The 21,074-nt window shown below is 40.7% G+C and carries 19 protein-coding genes; 11 read left to right on the top strand and 8 right to left on the bottom strand.

Translation table 11 applies throughout. The features are described from left to right. The first annotated feature begins 34 nt into the window (after positions 1–34). A complete protein-coding gene (locus JZ787_RS02310; protein WP_183174069.1) occupies positions 35–373 on the top strand; it encodes an FKBP-type peptidyl-prolyl cis-trans isomerase in 339 nt (112 codons plus the stop codon). 131 nt (positions 374–504) lie between these two features. Further along, positions 505–2,379, top strand: a complete 1,875-nt coding sequence (locus JZ787_RS02305) for a diguanylate cyclase (protein ID WP_346311534.1) — start codon at positions 505–507, stop codon at positions 2,377–2,379. A 33-nt stretch (positions 2,380–2,412) separates the two neighbouring features. On the opposite strand, the gene JZ787_RS02300 is transcribed toward JZ787_RS02305, so the two are convergent. Further along, the gene (locus JZ787_RS02300; RefSeq protein WP_346311533.1) at positions 2,413–2,859 is read right to left on the bottom strand and encodes a GNAT family N-acetyltransferase; all 447 of its coding nucleotides are present in this window, start codon (positions 2,857–2,859) and stop codon (positions 2,413–2,415) included. Positions 2,860–3,196: 337 nt separating this feature from the next. Here JZ787_RS02300 and JZ787_RS02295 point away from each other — a divergent pair, with 337 nt between their 5' ends. Then, positions 3,197–3,673: a hypothetical protein gene (locus JZ787_RS02295; RefSeq protein ID WP_346311532.1), complete on the top strand. Its 477-nt coding sequence runs from the start codon at positions 3,197–3,199 to the stop codon at positions 3,671–3,673. Between the two features lie 9 nt (positions 3,674–3,682). Here the strand turns inward: JZ787_RS02295 and JZ787_RS02290 are convergent, their stop codons facing one another. From JZ787_RS02290 to JZ787_RS02280, 3 genes are all read right to left on the bottom strand, one after another. Further along, positions 3,683–4,267: a TetR/AcrR family transcriptional regulator gene (locus JZ787_RS02290; RefSeq protein WP_346311531.1), complete on the bottom strand. Its 585-nt coding sequence runs from the start codon at positions 4,265–4,267 to the stop codon at positions 3,683–3,685. A 6-nt stretch (positions 4,268–4,273) separates the two neighbouring features. Continuing rightward, positions 4,274–5,182 (bottom strand): alpha/beta fold hydrolase, encoded by a 909-nt coding sequence (locus tag JZ787_RS02285; protein WP_234966436.1) that lies wholly within the window; start codon positions 5,180–5,182, stop codon positions 4,274–4,276. 67 nt (positions 5,183–5,249) lie between these two features. Then, entirely contained in the window at positions 5,250–6,047 is a 798-nt protein-coding gene (locus JZ787_RS02280; protein WP_234965516.1) for a crotonase/enoyl-CoA hydratase family protein, read from the bottom strand. A gap of 199 nt (positions 6,048–6,246) precedes the next feature. On the opposite strand from JZ787_RS02280, the gene pnuC reads away from it, so the two are divergent. The 3 genes from pnuC (at position 6,247) to JZ787_RS02265 (ending at position 7,744) form a co-directional block, all read left to right on the top strand. Further along, the gene (gene pnuC, locus JZ787_RS02275; RefSeq protein WP_218288049.1) at positions 6,247–6,822 is read left to right on the top strand and encodes a nicotinamide riboside transporter PnuC; all 576 of its coding nucleotides are present in this window, start codon (positions 6,247–6,249) and stop codon (positions 6,820–6,822) included. Positions 6,823–6,830: 8 nt separating this feature from the next. Continuing rightward, positions 6,831–7,100, top strand: a complete 270-nt coding sequence (locus tag JZ787_RS02270) for a hypothetical protein (RefSeq protein WP_346311530.1) — start codon at positions 6,831–6,833, stop codon at positions 7,098–7,100. Positions 7,101–7,234: 134 nt separating this feature from the next. Beyond that, complete coding sequence (locus tag JZ787_RS02265) at positions 7,235–7,744, top strand: DUF2505 family protein (protein ID WP_004981076.1); 510 nt, start codon at positions 7,235–7,237, stop codon at positions 7,742–7,744. A 70-nt stretch (positions 7,745–7,814) separates the two neighbouring features. Here the strand turns inward: JZ787_RS02265 and JZ787_RS02260 are convergent, their stop codons facing one another. Beyond that, entirely contained in the window at positions 7,815–9,092 is a 1,278-nt protein-coding gene (locus JZ787_RS02260; RefSeq protein WP_346311529.1) for an MFS transporter, read from the bottom strand. Between the two features lie 214 nt (positions 9,093–9,306). On the opposite strand from JZ787_RS02260, the gene def reads away from it, so the two are divergent. Continuing rightward, on the top strand, positions 9,307–9,792 hold the full coding sequence (gene def / locus JZ787_RS02255; protein WP_346311528.1) for a peptide deformylase: 486 nt from the start codon (positions 9,307–9,309) through the stop codon (positions 9,790–9,792). Positions 9,793–9,806: 14 nt separating this feature from the next. Here def and JZ787_RS02250 read toward each other — a convergent pair whose 3' ends face one another. Further along, entirely contained in the window at positions 9,807–10,589 is a 783-nt protein-coding gene (locus JZ787_RS02250; protein WP_259233401.1) for a helix-turn-helix transcriptional regulator, read from the bottom strand. A gap of 104 nt (positions 10,590–10,693) precedes the next feature. On the opposite strand from JZ787_RS02250, the gene JZ787_RS02245 reads away from it, so the two are divergent. Together JZ787_RS02245 and JZ787_RS02240 are read left to right on the top strand one after the other, a co-directional pair. Continuing rightward, positions 10,694–11,914: an MFS transporter gene (locus tag JZ787_RS02245; RefSeq protein WP_346311527.1), complete on the top strand. Its 1,221-nt coding sequence runs from the start codon at positions 10,694–10,696 to the stop codon at positions 11,912–11,914. Positions 11,915–12,050: 136 nt separating this feature from the next. Next, positions 12,051–12,509, top strand: a complete 459-nt coding sequence (locus JZ787_RS02240; RefSeq protein ID WP_346311526.1) for a hypothetical protein — start codon at positions 12,051–12,053, stop codon at positions 12,507–12,509. Positions 12,510–12,511: 2 nt separating this feature from the next. On the opposite strand, the gene JZ787_RS02235 is transcribed toward JZ787_RS02240, so the two are convergent. Then, complete coding sequence (locus tag JZ787_RS02235; protein WP_346311525.1) at positions 12,512–12,715, bottom strand: amino acid transport protein; 204 nt, start codon at positions 12,713–12,715, stop codon at positions 12,512–12,514. Positions 12,716–12,894: 179 nt separating this feature from the next. Between JZ787_RS02235 and JZ787_RS02230 the strand changes: the two genes are divergently transcribed. Next, positions 12,895–15,240 (top strand): hypothetical protein, encoded by a 2,346-nt coding sequence (locus JZ787_RS02230; protein ID WP_346311524.1) that lies wholly within the window; start codon positions 12,895–12,897, stop codon positions 15,238–15,240. Positions 15,241–15,291: 51 nt separating this feature from the next. Here JZ787_RS02230 and metH read toward each other — a convergent pair whose 3' ends face one another. Next, entirely contained in the window at positions 15,292–18,978 is a 3,687-nt protein-coding gene (gene metH / locus JZ787_RS02225; RefSeq protein ID WP_346311523.1) for a methionine synthase, read from the bottom strand. A 427-nt stretch (positions 18,979–19,405) separates the two neighbouring features. Here metH and JZ787_RS02220 point away from each other — a divergent pair, with 427 nt between their 5' ends. Then, a complete protein-coding gene (locus JZ787_RS02220; RefSeq protein WP_346311522.1) occupies positions 19,406–21,025 on the top strand; it encodes an inorganic phosphate transporter in 1,620 nt (539 codons plus the stop codon). The last annotated feature ends 49 nt before the right edge of the window (positions 21,026–21,074 follow it).

Here is a 21,074-nt window from a genome sequence, read left to right as displayed (position 1 = left end):
TAGATTTATTGATTGAATAGGTTGGAGCGAAAACATGAGCGCAGAATTAGAAATTATTGATTTGGTTGTCGGTGAAGGTAAAGAAGCGGTTAAAGGTGCTTTAATCACCACGCATTATACGGGCTGGTTAGAAGATGGAACGAAGTTTGACTCATCTTTAGACCGTGGAAATTACTTTGAAACCGTGATTGGGACAGGCCGTGTCATTAAAGGTTGGGACCAAGGTATTATGGGCATGAAAGTGGGTGGTAAACGTAAACTCATCGTGCCGGCACATTTGGCTTATGGTGAGCGTAAAATGGGCAATATTATTCCTGCCAATTCAAATTTGATTTTTGAAATTGAATTGTATGATGTAAAAACACGTGATTAATCAAAAATAGTGATAAATAAAAGAGTCAATTACAAGGATGTATTTGATTCATTTGTAAAAACACTTGGTTTTTAAGAAAAACATTTGTAGATTAATTATTAGGCAGAGCGTATTTAAGGGAAGAGTCGCTTTTGTATAGCTCATTGAGCAAACGGTCTTTGTTTGGGTTTGTTTTAAGCTGTTTGCTGGTTTTAAGTTTGATACCTTCGACGTGGGCACAATATGAAGCTGAGCCCACGCAGTATTATTTGCATCAAAAAAATGTCAATGACATTCAATTCACCGAACAAACCACCAGTTATTTAAAAGGTACATGGTCTTATTATGACCAAGAGCTGATTTCTCAGCCTAATCGTAAACTCCCTTCTAAAACTACCGAATTGCCAATTTCATTTCAAGAACTTACAGGCAGTAATACTGGTTATGGGACTTTTGTCGGTCATTTCAAAATTCCGGATGAATTTATTGGCCGAAGATTAGCCATTCATATCCCCAATCAAAATTGTGCTTATCGGATTTATCTCAATGGCGATTTTTTAGTTCGTTTAGGGGATGTCGCGGATAATGCGGGAGCACAGCAAACAGAAAATGCACCACGAATTGCTTATTTCGTTCCTGACGGCCCCTATTTTACTTTAAGTATACAAGCCTCAAACTTTAACAATTTACGCGGCGGCCTTGAAAGCCCCATGCATATTGGCATTGCTAAAACCATCAATCGACATTATCAGCAACTGATGATGAGTATCGCCATGATCTGTGGTGTGGTGTTTGGTGTGGGGATGTTCACCACCATGTTCTCGATGTTCCGTGGTTCAGATGAACGGAATAGTAAAAGTATTTTTGTTTTTGGTATTTTTATTTTATTTCTTGCCTTACATAATCTTTTTACCGCACCATATGCTTATACGACTTTCCTAGATATCAACTGGTTGTGGGGCATACGCTTAGAATATTTATTTATCTATTTAGCGGTCATGTTTTTTTTGAGCTATATGTATTTGCTCAATCAGCACTATTTACAGCATTGGATTTATACTGTTTCCATGTTGGTTTTGACCTTGAATATCGTCATTACCTTGTTATCCGAGCAAGTTGTTTTTGAGCAGCTGGCTTTTTATAGCGCATTCTTCAGTATTATTATTTTGCTTAATTTTGCCTATGGTTTTTACATTACTTTAAAGACCAAGCAAAAATATTCAAAACTCAATTTATACGCTGTGGTATTGCTATGTATATCGTTCATTCATGACTTTTTGTTGACGCTACATGTAATTGATTCGATTCATCTCTCTTTTATCTCTACCAGTCTGTATGCACTCTTGGTGATGTTCCAACAATCACGTAACTATGCTTATCAGACTTACCATACCGAACGTTTAAATAATAATTTAATTGAATTGAATGATTCTCTAGACCAAAAAGTGCAACAGCGCACCTCTCAATTACATGACTTAAATGAAAAACTCGAATATCAAATTCAAATTGATGCCTTAACAGGTGCTTATAATCGGCGTGCATTGAATCAAGAAATTCAGCAGCGCTTTGTAGAAACACAACAAGATAGTCATGCAACTTTGGTTTTTGCCATGATGGATGTCGATTATTTCAAAAATTATAATGATTACTATGGGCACTTAAAGGGCGACGAAGTCCTGCAAAACCTGGTCAAAGTGATTGGTGCGGTACTGCCACATAATGCTTACTTAGCACGCTATGGTGGGGAAGAGTTTGCCATTGTTTTATATAATGTCCCAATTGTGATTATTAGTCAGATTATGCAAACCGTTTTAGATGCGGTGCGTAGTGCGCGCTTTGAGCATCATAACCGCCAAGATGGCAAAGATTATGTGACTTTGAGTATGGGCGTGTCGTGGATGGATCGTGAAACGAGTTATGCCAATATTCACGACCTCATGAAAGCGGCCGATTTAAAACTTTATCAAGCCAAAGAAGCGGGCCGTGATCAGATGAAAATGCCTAATGAATCCTATGAAAATGAGTGATTTTTAGGTGAGTCATGCTTCGGTCAATCACCCTTAGCATATGAGTTTAACCATAGTCACCATTTTGGGATTTGGAATGTCTTGGACGTGGATTTGAAAGCCATGTTTTTGATAAAAAGAGCATGCCGTTTGGGTGCTTTCTAAACTAATTTGGTGAATTTTTTTACGTTTAAGATGTTCAATAACGGTTTCTAATAAGGCTTTCCCAATGCCGCGCTTTTGTTCAGCGGATGAAATATAATTGAGTAAAATACGACCTTGATCACTGACCATAATAAAACCCACTACGTGCTGATTGAGTATATAGACCCAGCTGTCGTTATAGTGCATCCACATAATCAGGTTGGATTGGGTTTTATTTTCTAGCCAAATTTGAATCGTACTTTCATGGCGATGGTGGTCTTTGATACATGATCGAATACTGTCGTGCACGACATTTAAAATTTCAGGAATGTCCTGAAGTTGGGCTGCCCGTATCATCTTTTCTTCTTGGAGCTATAGAAACAGCTATTTCATGCTAGGGACTGTATTTATTAAATTGAATTACTGTTAGTACGGATGTAACTTTGTTGTTCAATCGCACTAAGTTAATTATTTTTTATAGTGATTTTGTGAGTGAAAAATCACATATCGTGATGCCTTTCACGTTTGTGCGAATATGTGTTGAATCACTTGAATTGGTCTGAGAATCAACACCCAATTACAAGTCATCGAATTGAGCATTTGAGTTTATACGTAGTCTGCTTTAATTAATTTTGTGTTTATTTGAGCGATAATGTTGTATTTTAAAAGGGAATATTTGTTACGAGAGCAGAGCATGGTGACATTTTTAATGATGATTTGCACACTCATTGCTTTGGTTGCGACATCTATTATTGGAATCAAAATTCAAAAAAAGCACCGCTTTCTGAAGCGACAAAAAAAAGCGGTTGAATCGGAAGCAGCATCTGTGCAAATGGCAACGCATACCAATAGAGCACCTCAGGTTGAGCGTGTTATTGAAGTCGATGCTTATGAACAAGTGCTGTTCGATGACGTGGCGACTCTATTTCTAGATCAAGCGATATTGCTCACGGCTGAAGAAGATGCAACGTTAATGCAAAGCACCTTATTGGTCAAAATGCCTGCGAAAACCCAGACACAAATCCGAAAAATGGATTTAAATGAATGGTCTATTTTTTGGAATTTCTATGATCAGTCGCTTGAATACTATGTAAGTCGTTATGGCATGTTTTATACGCATATTGACCGCAGTGGACGCGAGCATAAAAAAAGCTATCGTACTCGGGATTGATCTCTTCGCTTAAGCCTCCAAAGCGTCCATCCCAGTCATGGATAACTGCTTAAGAATTCGCTCTGCAACATGAGTTAGATAGAAGTCATCCTGTTTTAAGCGTGTCATTAAAATTGCCCCCTCATAATCGGCAACACTGATTTTAGCCAGTGCCTCAGCTTGAGCAATAGGCATGACTTGCTGAAAGTAGTGCAACAACGCCAACTCCCAATCTTGGAAAATTGATTGAATTTTGAGATGAATTTGTTCGGATAAATGTGGGACTTCCAAAGACAGCATCCCGACTAAACAGCCTTGAACACCCGTACTAAAAAAGCTGACAGCTTGCTGGTGCAAGTGTTCAAAGCGAACGCAATAATCTAAGTGCGTATCACACAAAATACTGAACAGTTTATGGTTTAAGTATTGCTGGCTGACTTGCAAAATATCTAAAACCAAAGCTTCTTTATTGGGATAATAATAATAAAATGCCGCTTTACTGAGCCCACAAGACTTTGCTAGTAAATCCATACTAGTGCCTGCATAACCATGGGTTTTAAAGGTTTGCATGCAGTGCAACTGGATTTGTTCTTTACTCAGTTTTTGTGGGCGCATAGAGCTTTAACGTTCCGTAGGGGTTGGTGAGGATAAATAGCCATCGAAAGTGTTCAGCATATCGTCCCAGATGGCTTCGGCCCCCTGGCGGAAATATCCCATGTGTCCAATTTCTTTTAAGCCATAGTCATTGGCTTCAATATTGAGGTAATGCATGTTCGCATGCCGATAATGCTGCATAAATGCATGCCTTGAGTTCGGTAAAGCCCAGTCATCATCCAGTGCTGAAACAGCATAGATTGGAGTTTTGACCTGTGCATATTGTTCCAGTAAGTGTTGTTGCTCGGGATCTGCAAAAAAGTAGGTCGGATTTTTACACCATTTTCGCCACTGTGTGTAGACATCCACAGGTAAATCGGTGCCCATTTTCAGTAGGCTCCAAGGCAGATAGCCCTTTAGTGCAACCATCGGCGGGAAAATAAGATTCCACATGACATGTACTTTCATTTTCTCCCGAAACGGCATATAGCCATGCCAACCCGCACCTGTGCCGAAGCAATACATCGCAGTGACTTGGTCATGGTTGTGGGTTAAACCGAGCGCTTGGCCTCCATATGAGTGTCCAACCACAAAAAGAGGTTTGTCATCTTTGCGGATAGAGTCAATGGCAGCCGACAAGTCTAGCTGCCCCCAGTCCAAATAGGACATGCTAAAACCTTTGAGTTGCTTCGGTGCAGAGAGCCCCACACCGCGATAATCAAAAGTTAGGACTTGATAACCTAGCGCTACTGCATACTCGGCAAAGCGACGATAGAACTGCTGTGGTACACCTGTTGCACTGGCAACAATGATGTTGGCTTTGATCGGCTCAGATGAGCGATAACGTGTACCAACGAGTACATAACCATCGGTTGCTGAAAATTTTACAGTTTGTTTTTGAATTTGGGTCGAATTTAAATGGGCTGTGGCTTGCATTATCATTTCTTCTTTTTTGTTAAATCCTAAAGTGGGTTCCAGACTTTTAAGCTTTATTGCCCTTGCTTTACTGTCCCTTAAACTGAGCAGGGCGGCGTTGTAGCATCGCCATGACACCTTCTTGGACATCTTGGGTTTTGAGTAGCGGGCTGAGGTGCTCTTGTAAATGTGCAAAGGCATAGTCTGCGCCATGTTGTACTGCTTGTTGTGCAGAAGCCAGCGTGGCTTGAACGGCGAGTGGAGCAGCATGTGCAATCGATTCTGCAAGGGCCAATGCTCGCTCTAATGCAGCGTTTGGCGTGGATGCTTCTACGACCTCGGTAATTAAATTGAGATCGAAAGCTACTTGAGCATTGAAGCTGTCACCTGTGAGTAGATAGCGCATAGCCTTGTTCCAACCCGCCGCTTGTACAAAGCGAACCGTTGCACCGCCAAAGGGTAAAATGCCTCGCTGTACTTCCATTTGGGCAAATTGTGTATTGGCATCGGCAATCACCACATCGGCATTGAGCATTAATTCAATTCCCGCGGTAAAGCAAAAGCCTTGGACTGCCACAACCACGGGCTTGGTGCGAGGTCTGGAACTGGTGCCCCAAGGGTTAATTTGTGACGCGGGAAAGTCGAAAACGCCTGCAGTGAGTTTGGGTTGCAACTCAACCAAATCAAGCCCAGCAGTAAAGTGTTCTCCGTGCGCAAAAATCACGGCACAGCGCAGTGAAGGATCATCCTCATATTCGGTAAGGGCCAGTGATAAGTCATGAATCATATGGCTATCAAAAGCATTGCGCTTGGCTGCGCGATCTAAACCAATTAAAAATAACGAACCGCGAACTTCGCGACTGACACGACCTTGTTGTTCTGACATTTTGATTATTCCTGCATCGTTTTATAAGTTTTTAAACGATTGTTAGAAAACTGTCAAAACTTATGCGTATGCATTCTGTGACTCGACAGTTTGATCCGATTCCCCGAAAAAAGAGCGGCGTTCAGATTGAGCGGAATTGTCTTGCCTTTATTGAGTTTTTTTTCATAATAGCAGCACTTCTTTGAATGCCAGTTGAACCATGTCTAGCCTTGAAATATTTGCAGTCATCATTAGCTTAATTGGGGTGACGTTGACCATTAAGCGCAATATGTGGTGTTGGTGGTTTAACTTCGCTGCTTTCTTGTTATATGCCTATTTGTTTTATACCTATAAGTTATATGGCGAAACCATTTTGCAGTTTTTCTTTGTGGTGGTGAACTTTTACGGTTTTTATCACTGGCTCAAAGGCAAACAACAAGATCACGATATTCGGATTGAACCGATTACAGCTCGGCAAGTGATTTTGCAAATGCTATTTGCCGCAGCGGCTGGTGCAGTATTTGGTCTGAGCTTAAAGTATTTGACCGATGCAGCTGTACCGCTATTGGATGCGCAGCTCGCAGCGTTTAGTCTGTTGGCGACCTATTGGACCAGTCGTAAACATATTGCGACATGGGTGCTGTGGGTATTTGTCGATATTGTTTATGTCGGTATGTTTATCTATAAAGATTTGTTCCTAACTGCGGCTTTATATGCAGGCTTTGTTGGCTTGGCGGCTTTTGGCTGGTGGCAATGGACTCAGGTACGTCATAAACAACAGCTCAAAAGTGTATAGGCTGGGTAGTGTTGATTGATTTTAAACAAATACAATTGGCTCAATTTGAGTCGGTCATTGAACGGTTAAAAGGAAGTCCACAGCAATATTTGGACTTTGCTTCGGTTGCTGATTTTTATCAGGCCACTTGGCTGGGGGATTTACCCAGCAGTGCAAGTTGGGCGGTCACAGGACTGGATGATGGGGCAGAGCATTTTGATATTCGCTTGGCCTGTTTTGAGCGCGTGGTTTTTATTTATATTGCAGATGATATTGTCATACAGAAAGGCACACATTGATATCCAGATCGCGGTATAGTCGGTGTTGGAACATCGTCTATATTTGACCTTTCTACAGGATGACGAGATCCCGTTTTTCAGTCCTAATCAGGGCATGGATGTTTACAAAAACAAAAAATAAAGGATTTAATGTTATGGCACATCAGTTTGTAGTCAATGCCACCATCAACGGTGTTTCATTGGATGACTTCCGTCGACTCGCAGCCGATATTAGCTTACATGAAAATGTTTGTCGTCGTATTCCCGGTGAGAAGTTGGAAATTTTGGAGTCGAATAAAGTCGGCGATATTTATACCCTCAAGCGCGCGTATAATTTGGATGTCAATATTCCTGATATTGCGAAGAAATTTCTAAAAGATGCCTTTCGCTTACAACGTACCGACGTCAGCAATTTAGTTGTATTGAGCTCGGAAGTCCGTTTAGACCCCAACTTACCTTTAGAAGCCGTGTGCCAACGTAGTGTATCGGGTAATGATGAGCAGATTCACTTTCAACTGGAATGGACGGTAAAAGTGAAAGTGCCATTGATTGGTGGTATGTTAGAAAAACATGCTGAAGGTGAAATCCGTAAGTTTAGCCAAATCGAGCTGGATATTGTGGAAGATGAACTGCGTCAAAATCTGCATGCAGAAACTTTAAGCTAAAGGCTTTGACCTCATGTTTTCAAAGTAGCTTGCATAAAAAGAAACCCTTCGATTGAAGGGTTTTATTATTTTAGGGTTTGGCTTCAAACTGAGTTCGATAAACCAAAGCTGTGAAGAAGCAAACCAAACAGACTAGCCAAATATAATACATCGCGCCAATGTTGCTATAGAGACTGAGCCATTGAACCAAAGGCAGTGTGATGCCTCCTGCAATAGCATAGGCGACATTGTAGGAAAACGAAATGCCCGAAAAGCGGATTGGAGCAGGGAACATTTTGACCATGCTATAGGACACAAGCCCTACCGTGCCTGAAAAGAATCCCAAAAGCATATACAGTGCAAACACCGTAGTTGGACTGACCGCACCTAAACTGTGATAGAAAATGGTTGCGATAGCGGCGACACCGAGCGAGCCAAAAATCAAGACCTTGGCTGCACCAAAACGATCGGCCAATGTCCCAGCGAGTATACATCCCAACATTTGCATGATGATCGCAGCACTTTGCATTTGAAAAGCATCGCTACGTTCAAATCCAAAGGCACCCGTCAGTAAGTTTGGCATGGCTAAAATTAGGACTACCACACAAGCAGTTAAGAACCAGGTCAAGAGCATGCCAATCACCACGGCGGTTTTATGGCTGCCTAAAACTTGTTTCACCGGCATTTCTTTAGACAGCTCTTTACGTGCTTGGATGGCTTTGAATACTGGGGTTTCTTTCAAATAACTACGTAAATACAAGGCCACTAAGCCAAAAATACCGCCCACAATAAAGGGAATACGCCATGCCCAATCATGTATAGCTGCTTCACTAAACTGAAGAGAAATGAACAGTGACATTAAAGCACCGAGCAAGATGCCGAGAGACAAACCTGCTGTGAGCAAGCCATTGGCAAAACCAATTTTTTCAGATGGGACATGTTCGGAAACAAATGTCCATGCCGCTGGAATTTCTCCACCAATTGCAATGCCTTGTACCACTCGCATAAGGAGCAAAAGCAGCGGCGCAGCATACCCAATTGTTTCAAAAGTTGGCATGACCCCGATCATGAGGGTGGGTAAAGCCATGAGTAAAATAGACAAACTAAAGAGTCGCTTACGACCAATGAGGTCACCAAAGTGAGCCATGACCACCCCGCCAAGTGGACGGAAGAAGTAACCTGCGGCAAAAATACCGTAAGTATTTAGCATGGCCCAAAATGGGCTGAGCCCTGCGGGAAAGAATAGCTCAGAAATAATTTTGGCGTAAAAAACATAAATAACAAAGTCATAGAACTCAAGTGCACCACCGAGTGATGACAGCCCAAGGGTACGTTTGTCTTCTCTGGTCAAACGTGGTGTTGCATCCATGCGTATATTTCCAAAGCTGAATAAAGGTTTATATTTGATTTTAAAGAAGTCTTTTTTGAATGAATAATCAATCTTTCTTTACTGGGTTCGAACTAAAAATTATACATGAATCAACATCGTTGATTTGACGGTCAACGTAAATTTATAACGCAGGTGAGATAAAAGGCTTATGATATAAAAAGAATAAATAGGTATAAAAATTTAGGATTTGTGTATGAGTGTCATTTTACCTGTTGCACAACGTGGTGAAGATATTTTAAGACTCAAAGCTGCTCGCGTCGCAGATGCAGAATTTAATAGCGACTGGCTCATGCAGTTGGCTTCTGCCATGATTGCGACCATGTTGGAGCGGAGCGGTGTGGGCATTGCCGCACCACAAGTCTATATTTCAAAGCGGGTCATTATTGTGGCTTCACGGCCAAATTTACGCTATCCCGATGCACCAGAAATGGACGCCGTGGTGATGGTCAATCCAGAAATTTTAGAGTTTTCACAAGCAACGACCTTAGGTGAAGAAGGCTGTTTAAGTGTGCCGAATGAACGCGGACAGGTACAGCGTGCGCAAAGTATTAAGGTGCTGTATCACACTTTGAGTGGTGAGGTAATGGAAAGCACTTTTGAAGGTTTTCCTGCGCGCATTGTGCAACATGAAATCGACCATTTAAACGGTATTTTATTTGTCGATCGCCTGAGTGCGTAGGCGAGAGTGTTGTTTTATTCATCTTTATATTTAAACTGTTGCGGGGTTTGTCCCAAATGACGTTTAAACATGGTACTAAATGCACTCGGATTGCTATAACCAAGAGATCTTGCAATCTGCGCGACAGATTCACCACTGGCAATTTTACTTAAGGCATGGGCAATATGCATTTGCTGAACCCATGCCCGATAAGACAGCCCCGTTTCCTTTTGAAACATGCGCATCAAAGTTCTGGAACTGGTGCCAATTTCATCAGCCCATGTGCTTAAATCTTTTAACTGATCGGGCGTACTTAATAGTGCTTGGCAAATATTCATTAAGCGTCGATCTTGTGGCCACGGAATCTGAATTGGCAACAGATTGGCTTTATGAATTTCATCAAAAATTAAAATCTGTAAAGATCGAGACAGTTCATCAGAGCTGATCAGCTCGGAAGGTGGAATGTGTTCAATCGCATTGAGTCGGATGAGTAGTTCATGCAATAACTTGCTGACCCGAATAATAAAACAATGTTGCCCCAGCAGTGCAGCTGCATCGGCTTGAACCAATGCGGTATTGAGTTTAACTCGGCTTAATGAAATCACACTGTGCTCAACATGGGTCGGAATCCATAGCGCACACATCGGCGGCACGATCCAGACATGATTCGGGGTGAACACTTGAATCATCCCTGTCGAAGCATATAGAAACTGCGCCCGCGAATGTGTATGCGCAGGGGTAATCTCTCGATAGGTATGCTCAGAAGACAGTCCAATCACCAATTCGGACATTTCGGTTTGAATCAGAGAGTTTGGCATGTGTGGTTTAAAATTGTCAGTTATACAATGATTATTGGAAGATAGTCTTATGAATGACATTTTACAATCAATGCCTGATGAAAAATACATGGAGTTTGCGAGGTATGTCGTCTTCAATTCAAATGAAAGAGGGTATGGGCGAAGCTACGATCAATGAACAACCGCAAGGCATGATTATAAAAGTAGTGGGAGCGGTAGCGGTAGCGCATTTGCTCAATGACTTGATTCAAGCTGTTTTGCCAGCCATTTATCCGATGCTGAAAACCAATTTTTCCTTAAGCTTTGCGCAAGTCGGACTGATTTCATTGGTGTATCAAATTACGGCATCGCTACTGCAACCTTGGATTGGACTCTATACCGACAAACATCCCAAACCTTATCTGCTGCCACTCGGCATGGTGGTGACTTTTAGTGGCATTTTACTGTTGGCCTTTTCACCGAATTTTATCGTATTGCTCATGGCATCGGCATTGATTGGTGTGGGTTCCTCGACCTTTCACCCTGAAGCTTCACGTGTGGCGCGTATGGCTTCGGGTGGGCGTTTTGGTACAGCACAATCAACCTTTCAGGTTGGTGGTAATACAGGTACAGCCATTGGGCCTTTATTGGCGGCGCTGATTATTGTGCCTTTTGGACAGCACGCCGTGGCATGGTTGATTGTATTTGCCTTACTGGCGATTTGGGTGCTGTTCGGTGTCAGTCGTTGGAGCATCAGTCACAGTAAAAAACAATTGGCTGCCAAAGCGCATCAAGTGCAAAGCAAACTGCATGGGCGTCAACTCGTCATCGCGCTGTCGACCATTTGCGTGTTGATGTTTGCCAAATTTACTTACATCGCCAGCATCAGTAACTATTTCACTTTTTATTTAATGCACAAGTTTCACCTCAGTTTGCAAAGTGCGCAGTTACATCTCTTTGCCTTTTTGGCTGCGGTGGCTCTGGGTACATTTGCTGGTGGGCCAATTGGAGACCGAATTGGACGTAAAGCAGTAATTTGGGTGTCCTTTGTCGGCATGGCACCGTTTGCGTTGATGATGCCGCATGCCAATCTATTTTGGACGACCATACTTTCGATTATCACAGGTTTAGTAATGTCCTCCGCCTTTGCCGCAATGGTGGTCTATGCTCAAGAAGCCGTTCCGGGACGAGTTGGCATGATTGCAGGTTTGATGTTTGGTTTAATGTTCGGTGTAAGTGGTATCGCAGCAGCAGGCTTAGGATATTTAGCCGATGTAAAAGGTATTGAATGGGTGTTTGGCGTATGTGCGTTATTGCCTTTACTTGGTTTGGCGACCTTCTTTTTACCGAAGACTCAAGCAAACTAACTGAATACTGCTGACCTTTAGTTTTAATCGCGCTATCTTATCAAACGAAGATGGTGCGATTGCATTTTGGCCTGATGATTATTGTTATGTATAAATGCACTAGGGTTGTGTGTTTTGATTTTAGAGGATTGATGTAATGACTGATCCGAATGGTGTACTCAAATTTTCATTAGGACTAGACCAACTTTCATTTGAAATGGATGGACAGCGTATCCTGCTAGATCAAGGTTTAAGCTTTATACAGTCAAAGAGTATGCGTCATGGGTTGCTGGATGAACTTGCGATTGAGTCGATGATTTATGTGATTGAAGAGCTTTTAGAATCCGTTCAAATGAAGTATGCCCAACCTAAGACTGCTGCGACTTCAGATGCGTTATTCCAAAAGGTTTTAACATTATTTTTTCCAGATCAGCAGCAAATTGATCGTGTGCAGCTTGAAAGTGTTTTTAATACCTTTGTTGAGCGTAGGGAATACTATGTGTCGAAGGTAGCCGATAACTGTCTTTTTAGTTTGGTTTATTTTATTGTTCTGCGGGAGATGATGCATCACTGGAATGTGGTGGAGATTCAATTAAAACAGCTTGATTTTGAGTGACATTAAAAGCGTAAAAAGTAGGGAATAGCAGATAAAAGTAAGCCGATACCACCTAGTAATGCGTTACTTTCAATAAAGTAAGGGAAGATCATTAAAACGAGGCCTACAGTTAAAGGTACGGGCATTTTTTGCTTTTTGCCATAAAGGAAATAGCCTAAGCCAATTGAGCTAAAGATCACGCCGAGAAAAAGTTGGGTTGTGTTCATGGTGATAAACCTTAAGTTTCATTTACTAGAGATATAAAAGCTTGAATAGTTAGTTAGATTTAGTCTTGAATATTTTTGTATTGCCTAGCTTTAAGCTTCTAAAAAGTATGAAAAATTATTGTATGTAAAATAGACATTAATTACTATTACATGAAGGTCTATTACTTAATGATACTATAATGAAGAAGATTGGTTTTTATGCTTATTGTGCGAATCCTAGTGAAATTGGAGATTGTATAGAGTCAGCTGTTTCTATAATTAATAGAAAAAATCTTGGGATAGAAATAAAGACTTGGAAACATATGGATATCGCAGGTCATTTCATAGCTAATGAGGTTTTAAGTGGGATTGATGAAGCTGATTTTTTGATAGCAGATATAAGTGTTCTAAATCTAAATGTGACTTATGAGATTGGTTATGCAATTGGAAAAGGAAAAAGAATATTACTAACAAAGAATAATTCGTTAAGTGTAGGACAACCAAAAATACATGATGTAGGTATTTTTGATACCTTAGGTTACAAAGAATATGTTAACCAGCAACAATTAGGTGATTTCTTAAGTTCTGGGCAATTTAATGATCCTATATTTTTAGAGAAGAAATTAAATAAGCAAGCCCCTGTATATTTTGTTCTAAGTAAACATAAAACTGATTGGATTAGCCGAATTGAATCTAGAATTAAGAAATCTAGATATATATTTAGAACTTTTGATCCATCAGAACAACCACGATTATCAGCACATGAAGCAATTCATCAAGTTTCAGAATCTATGGGTGTTGTGATTCCAATATTATCAAGCCATATAGATGACTCTGTAATTCATAATATTAGAAGTGCTTTCATTGCTGGCTTGTCAAAAGGATTAGAAAAACCACATATTTTGATTCAAATGGGACATGACTCAGCCCCTTTAGATTATAGGGACTTAGTTAAGCACTGCTATAAATTAGATGACATTAATGATGTAATGGCTGATTTTGCAGGTTCTGTAGCAGCATTTTTTCAACAAGAAAATGAGCATTCAACTAATGATTATATAACAGAATTACAAAAAATTGATTTGGGTTCTACTTCTGCTGAAAATGAAATGAGAAGTTTGCAAAGATATTATTTAAAGACTGAACAATATCTTAAAGCTATCCGTGGAGAAGCTAATTTAGTAGTAGGAAGAAAAGGATCAGGTAAATCGGCAATTTTTTTACAAATTAGAGATAAAGAGCGATCCTCTAACCAGAATCTTGTTCTTGATTTAAAACCTGAAGGTTATAAATTCGTAAAATTCAAAGAGCAAATTTTAAACTTTTTACAAGAGGGTACTTTTCAGCATACTATTATGGCCTTTTGGGAATATGTATTGCTTTTAGAGTTGTGCAATAAAATTTTAAGTAGTGATAAAGAGTTACATTTACATAATGAGTCATTATATCAGCCCTATAGAGAAATTGCAGATTTATATAAAGCTGAAGGATATGATACAGAAGGTGACTTCTCAGAAAGAATGTCAACATTAATGACAAGAATATCAACTGATTATTTCGAGAAATATGGAGAAGATTCAGGAGTAAGATTATCTTCACCGCAATTGACGGAATTATTATATAAGCATGATATTAAGGCTATTACAGATCAATTGAAAAGGTATTTAAAATATAAAAGAAATGTTTGGCTTTTAATTGATAATATTGACAAAGGATGGCCAACTTCAGGGTTACAAAAAGAAGACTTATTAATTGTAAGAGCATTAATTGATTGCACGAAAAAAATTCAAAGGCAATTTTCTCATATAAATAATGAAATAAAGATTATTATCTTTTTAAGAAATGACGTCTATGAGCTTTTAGTACAACATACAGCTGATCGTGGTAAAGAAGGGAATGTTTTACTAGATTGGACAGATACAGATCTTTTAAGAGAAATGGTAAGACTAAGAATAGTAGCTAATGAAGGTTTTAACAGTGGATATACTTTTGAACAAGCATGGAAAAAGCTTTTTGTAAGCCATTTTAAAGGTGAAGAAAGTTCACAATATCTTATTGAAAGATCATTGATGAGACCACGATTTTTACTTAATCTTATTAATCAATGTAAAAGTTTTGCTGTAAATTTAAACCATCAGCTTATTACTGAAGATGATATTTCGAAAGGGATGAAAGCATATTCTACTGATTTATTAACTGATATTAGTTATGAATTAAATGATATAAATAATGAATTGCATGATATTTTGTATAGTTTTATTGGGGTTAAATCATTATTATCAGTTGGGGAGTTGAAAAATATCATAAATATGAATCAGAATGTGGTGTCTAGTAATGTCGAGGATATAGTTAATATTTTGTTGTGGTATGGATTTATTGGGGTTTGTATTGAGAATCGTGAAATAAAATTCATTTATCATTTTAATTATAATATGAAATTGATGGAAGGGTTTATTAAAACTAAAATGCAGGATATTAATTACATTATTAATCCAGCATTTTGGGATGCATTATTAATTGAAGTAGATAAAGACTTGGCAGCATAATTTACTACTTTATAAAAAATCCCCTCAATAGAGGGGATTTTTTATTCTAAATTAAGAAACCGAATCATCTAAATTAGGTGCTAACCAACGTTTTGCTACATCCAGTGACCAACCCTTACGTTTCGCATAATCCTCAAGTTGATCTTGAGAAATTTTGCCCACGTTAAAGTATTCACTTTCAGGGTGTGAATAATAGAAACCACTGACAGAAGAAGGTGGCATCATGGCAAAGTGCTCAGTCAGTTTCGTACCGATTTTTTCTTCAGAACCTAACCAGTCAAATAACACCGCTTTTTCAGAATGCTCTGGGCAAGCAGGATAACCTGGTGCAGGACGAATACCGGCATACTTCTCTTTAATCAATTCTTCATTACCTAGCTGTTCATCAGCTTTATAGCCCCAGAACTCTTTACGAATACGTTCATGCAAATGTTCTGCAAATGCTTCGGCAAAACGATCTGCGAGAGACTGAACCAAGATCGCAGAATAATCATCACCTTTGGCTTTATATTCATTGGCCAATTCCTCTGCACCAAAGATCGACACAGTGAACCCACCGAGATAGTCAGTATTGTCTTTCGAGGCGCTAATAAAGTCGGCTAAAGATAAATTCGGTTTGCCTGTGACTTTGTCAGACTGCTGACGCAAGTGTTCAAAAGTATGCGTAACCTTCTGCGCTGTTTCATCAAACACGCTGACAGTATCTGCACCTGTACGTTGTGCAGGGTATAGACCAAATACAGCACGGGCATCGAAACGGTTATTCTCGATCACATCTTTGAGCATGGCTTGTGCTTGATTATACAAATCCGTTGCAGCTTCACCGACAATCTCATCTTCTAAGATTTTCGGGAATTTACCTGCCAAGCTCCAAGAAATAAAGAATGGTGTCCAGTCAAAATATTCCACCAATGTTGCAAGTGGGTAGTTGGTGAGGACGTGTGTACCCATCGTATTTGGAATTGGTGGCACATAATTCGCAGCCACTTTAAATCCATTTTCAACCGATTCGGCATAACTGAGTTTGGCTGCTTTCGGCTGCTTATTGGCTAAGCGCTCACGAATCTTGGCATATTCAGCACGATGCTCGGCAATAAAATTACCACGCATTTCTTTTGATAGTAAGGTGGTTGCCACACCGACTGCACGCGATGCATCGGCGACATAAATCACTGCATCATTTGAATATTGCGGATCAATTTTAACCGCAGTATGTGCTTTCGATGTGGTTGCACCACCAATCAATAAAGGAATGTCAAAACCTTTACGCTGCATTTCTTTGGCAACAAAGACCATTTCATCTAAAGATGGCGTGATCAAACCTGATAAGCCGATGATGTCACATTTTTCATCAATTGCCGTTTGCAGGATTTTTTCCGCAGGTACCATGACGCCGAGGTCAACGATGTCATAACCATTACAACCCAAGACCACGCCCACGATATTTTTACCAATATCATGTACGTCACCTTTTACCGTTGCCATCAACACACGGCCTTTAGATTGTGCATTGCCTTTTTCAGCTTCGATGTACGGGTTCAGCCAAGCTACAGCTTGTTTCATCACACGCGCAGATTTGACTACTTGAGGTAGGAACATTTTGCCTGAACCGAATAGGTCACCGACCACGTTCATGCCATCCATCAAAGCACCTTCAATCACATCCAGTGGACGTTTTGCTTTGAGGCGTGCTTCTTCGGTATCTTCATCAATAAAAGTCGTAATACCTTTGACTAAGGCATATTCAAGACGTTTTTCAACCGTTTCATTGCGCCATTCAAGATTTTCAGCTTCGCGTTGTGCACCACTGTGACCACGGAATTTTTCGGCGACTTCAAGCAGTTTTTCTGTGGCGTTTTGACCAGATTCCCCTTGGTTTTGGTTCAGTACAACATCTTCAACCGCATCTTTCAGTTCTTTTGGAATATCGTCATAAATCGCCATTTGACCCGCATTGACGATACCCATAGTCATGCCTTGTTTAATGGCATGGTAAAGGAACACGGAGTGAATCGCTTCACGTACAGGTTCATTGCCACGGAATGAGAAGGATACGTTGGATACACCGCCTGAAATCATGGCATGCGGTAGGTTCTGTTTGATCCAACCTGTGGCTTCAATAAAATCGACGCCATAGTTATTATGTTCTTCAATCCCTGTTGCGACTGCAAACACGTTCGGGTCAAAAATAATATCTTCGGCAGGGAAGCCAACATCATTGACTAAAACATCATAAGAACGTTTACATATTTCACGCTTGCGTGCAGCTGTATCTGCCTGACCAGTTTCATCAAATGCCATGACAATAATCGCAGCACCATACTGGCGGCATAAACGTGCTTTTTCGACAAACTCGTCATAACCTTCTTTTAAGGAAATCGAGTTCACGACAGGCTTACCTTGTACACATTTTAAGCCTGCTTCAATAATTTCCCATTTCGATGAGTCAATCATGATGGGCACGCGTGAAATATCAGGTTCAGATGCCACGAGATTTAAGAAATGTACCATCGCATTTTGCGAATCGAGCATTCCTTCATCCATGTTAATGTCGATGATCTGTGCGCCAGCAACCACTTGTTGCTGAGCTACTTCCAACGCTTCGGCAAACTTTTCTTCACGGATTAAGCGTAAGAACTTTTTTGAACCTGTAACGTTGGTACGTTCACCGACGTTAACGAATAATGAATCATCATAAATATTAAAGGGTTCTAAACCACTGAGACGACAGGCAGGTCTGGTTTCAGGAATCTGACGTGGTTGAATGTCTTTAACAGCATTGTAAATGGCACGAATATGATCGGGTGTGGTACCACAGCAACCGCCAGTAATGTTGATCAAACCACTTTCTGCAAACTCTTTAATGAAGGCTGCGGTTTGCTCTGGGGTTTCATCATATTCACCAAAGGCATTTGGTAAACCTGCGTTTGGATGGGCAGAAACAAAGGTATCTGCAACATCCGCAATGGTTTTCACGTGTGGGCGCATTGCATCCGCACCGAGCGCACAGTTAAAACCAATCGACAGTAAATCGCCATGACGCACCGAGTTCCAGAACGCTTCTGCGGTTTGACCTGTAAGAGTACGACCTGATGCATCGGTAATGGTGCCCGAGATCATGAGTGGAAGTTCACAACCAAGTTGCTTGAACACTTCCTTGACTGCAAAGATCGCAGCTTTACAGTTCAATGTATCGAACACGGTTTCAATCAAGATGATGTCTGCACCACCTTCGATTAAGGCATGCGTTGCTTCTATATAGTTTTCTTTGAGTTCATCAAAGGTAATGTTACGGAACGCTGGGTCATTTACATTGGGTGAAATTGAACAAGTACGTGAGGTTGGGCCAAGTACGCCTGCCACAAAACGTGGTTTATCTGGGGTTGAATATTTGTCGCATGCTGCACGCGCTAAACGTGCTGCTTCACGGTTGATCTCTGGAACGAGGTCTTCCATGTGGTAGTCAGACATCGAAACACGTGTGCCGTTAAAGCTATTGGTTTCAATAATGTCTGCACCTGCATCGAGGTAAGCTTCATGAATGCCTTGGATAATTTGTGGCTGAGTTAGCACCAAAAGGTCATTGTTGCCTTTGAGGTCAGAAGCCCAATCTACAAAGCGTTCACCACGATAATCTTCTTCTTCGAGCTTGTGACGCTGAATCATGGTGCCCATCGCACCATCGATAATAAGGATGCGCTCGGCAAGAAGTGCTTTTAAGGTGGCAAGTGTAGACATTCAAAACTCACAAACAGGTTTTCAAAACGTGCAATATTTTAGCAGAAAAGCAGGTTGATTGATGCCTAATTCAAGTGGTATTGGCTATATGGCAAATAAAAAAGGCTGATTTAGCTTTAGTTTTCACGAAAGTGAAATATAGACCCGCTATGTTAATAAATCAGAATAACTAGAGATGAAAAAATATTGATTGGAGCAGATTGTTACAGACAGCACAGCCAAATGTAAGAAAATAATTCAGCGTAATCCGCACCGAAAAATTAAATTTTGAGCCAGCACAGTGCATTCAAGGCTTATAAGCGATTTAATGCTGATCTAAAATAAGCCAATTATGAAAAAATTGGCTTCATGTGACACGCATTTGTCATATAATTGTCACAATTAAATTGAACAATAGGGGATATTGATATCCTCTTTAGCCGTCTGCATGAATTCTAATATTCCTCCCGTCCAAGATCAGGTGCACGTGACACAGGTCAAGTCGACGAATGTGCACGTACCTACACCGAAATTTTTTATGCCGGTGTTTTTAACGGTCATTATTTCAACGCTAATTTATATTGGCTTTCAGCTTTCTGCTGACTTATCGCATGTTCCTGCACTGAATCTTTACTCTTTAATCCTTTTAGCGACGGCGTTGTTCATTGCTTTGGGTTTTGAGTTTGTTAATGGCTTCCACGACACTGCCAATGCGGTTGCAACGGTCATTTATACCAATGCACTGTCTGCGCCTGTTGCGGTGATGTGGGCTGGTTTCTGTAACTTCCTTGGGGTTATGGTCGCAAGTGGTGCAGTGGCTTACGGTATTATTGCGCTGCTGCCCGTTGAGTTGATTATGAATGTCAGCTCAGGTGCAGGTTTTGCCATGGTATTTGCCATGTTGATTGCTGCGATTTTGTGGAACTTGGGCACATGGTTCTTGGGTATTCCAGCATCAAGTTCGCACACTTTGATTGGTTCGATCTTGGGTGTGGGCATCATGAACTACCTGATGCATTCAGGCAGTGGTGCTTCGGGCGTCGATATGGATCAGGTGATTAAAGTCGGTAAAGCTTTACTGTTTTCACCTATGATCGGTTTTGCTTTTGCAGCAGTGTTGTTCTTATTGGTGAAAAAAATCTTTAAGAAACAACTGGAACTGTTTCAACCACCTGAAGGCAACAAACCACCGCCGCCTTTGATTCGTGCCATTTTGATTTTTACCTGTACAGGTGTGAGTTTTGCGCACGGTTCAAATGACGGTCAAAAAGGTATGGGGCTAATCATGCTGATTTTGATTGGTATTGTGCCTTTGGCTTATTCTTTAAATAAGAATTTAGATTCACAGCATATTCAGTCATTTGCTCAACTTTCAGATCAAACTGCGGCTGTGATTTATCCGAATCATAACGATATTGCAGATGAAAAAGCCCGTACGGTGATCACGCAATATATTCAAACCAAAGAAATGACCCCAGAAGTCGTACCTGCTTTAGCCAGTTTGACAGATCATTTGGGTGAGCGTGTTGGTCATTATGGAGATCTTAAAGATATTCCGGAAGCTGAAGTTTCTGCACTACGTAATGACATGTACTTAAGCACGACAGCGTTCAAACGTTTGGATAAAGAGAATCAATTGCCAGCGATGTCGGAAGCGGGCAAAAAGACAGTAAAAGAATATCGTAGTAACTTAGATTCATTCTTACAGTACATCCCAACGTGGGTGAAAGTGGCTGTGGCATTGGCTTTAGGTCTAGGTACGATGGTCGGTTGGAAGCGTATTGTCGTGACTGTAGGTGAGCGTATTGGTAAAAACCATATGACTTATGGTCAAGGCATGTCAGCAGAATTGGTGGCGATGACCACGATTGCAGCCGCGGATGGCTTTGGTATGCCCGTATCGACCACACACGTATTGAACTCTGCGGTAGCAGGGACCATGGTGGCGAATAAGTCAGGTCTAAACTTTGCAACAGTGAGAACCATTCTTTCGGCTTGGATCTTTACCTTGCCAGCGACGATCTGTTTATCAGGTGGTTTGTTCTGGTTGTTCCTACAGTTCGTTTAATCTGATGTGTAAAAACCAATAATAAAAAACGCTACCGAAGGTAGCGCTT

This window comes from Acinetobacter sp. BWR-L5, assembly GCF_039655985.1.
Classification (GTDB): Bacteria; Pseudomonadota; Gammaproteobacteria; order Pseudomonadales; family Moraxellaceae; genus Acinetobacter; species Acinetobacter johnsonii.
The sequence above is the reverse complement of the archived record's forward strand: the minus strand, read 5'-3'. Positions and strand labels throughout refer to the sequence as shown.

Bases quoted from the DNA above. Each gene is read 5' to 3' on its own strand.
- JZ787_RS02310 (WP_183174069.1), top strand. From the start codon at position 35: ATGAGCGCAGAATTAGAAATTATTGATTTGGTTGTCGGTGAAGGTAAA.
- JZ787_RS02300 (WP_346311533.1), bottom strand. From the start codon at position 2,859: ATGATACGGGCAGCCCAACTTCAGGACATTCCTGAAATTTTAAATGTC.
- JZ787_RS02295 (WP_346311532.1), top strand. From the start codon at position 3,197: ATGGTGACATTTTTAATGATGATTTGCACACTCATTGCTTTGGTTGCG.
- JZ787_RS02290 (WP_346311531.1), bottom strand. From the start codon at position 4,267: ATGCGCCCACAAAAACTGAGTAAAGAACAAATCCAGTTGCACTGCATG.
- JZ787_RS02285 (WP_234966436.1), bottom strand. From the start codon at position 5,182: ATGCAAGCCACAGCCCATTTAAATTCGACCCAAATTCAAAAACAAACT.
- JZ787_RS02280 (WP_234965516.1), bottom strand. From the start codon at position 6,047: ATGTCAGAACAACAAGGTCGTGTCAGTCGCGAAGTTCGCGGTTCGTTA.
- pnuC (WP_218288049.1), top strand. From the start codon at position 6,247: ATGTCTAGCCTTGAAATATTTGCAGTCATCATTAGCTTAATTGGGGTG.
- JZ787_RS02265 (WP_004981076.1), top strand. From the start codon at position 7,235: ATGGCACATCAGTTTGTAGTCAATGCCACCATCAACGGTGTTTCATTG.
- JZ787_RS02260 (WP_346311529.1), bottom strand. From the start codon at position 9,092: ATGGATGCAACACCACGTTTGACCAGAGAAGACAAACGTACCCTTGGG.
- def (WP_346311528.1), top strand. From the start codon at position 9,307: ATGAGTGTCATTTTACCTGTTGCACAACGTGGTGAAGATATTTTAAGA.
- JZ787_RS02250 (WP_259233401.1), bottom strand. From the start codon at position 10,589: ATGCCAAACTCTCTGATTCAAACCGAAATGTCCGAATTGGTGATTGGA.
- JZ787_RS02245 (WP_346311527.1), top strand. From the start codon at position 10,694: ATGTCGTCTTCAATTCAAATGAAAGAGGGTATGGGCGAAGCTACGATC.
- JZ787_RS02240 (WP_346311526.1), top strand. From the start codon at position 12,051: ATGACTGATCCGAATGGTGTACTCAAATTTTCATTAGGACTAGACCAA.
- JZ787_RS02235 (WP_346311525.1), bottom strand. From the start codon at position 12,715: ATGAACACAACCCAACTTTTTCTCGGCGTGATCTTTAGCTCAATTGGC.
- JZ787_RS02230 (WP_346311524.1), top strand. From the start codon at position 12,895: ATGAAGAAGATTGGTTTTTATGCTTATTGTGCGAATCCTAGTGAAATT.
- metH (WP_346311523.1), bottom strand. From the start codon at position 18,978: ATGTCTACACTTGCCACCTTAAAAGCACTTCTTGCCGAGCGCATCCTT.
- JZ787_RS02220 (WP_346311522.1), top strand. From the start codon at position 19,406: ATGAATTCTAATATTCCTCCCGTCCAAGATCAGGTGCACGTGACACAG.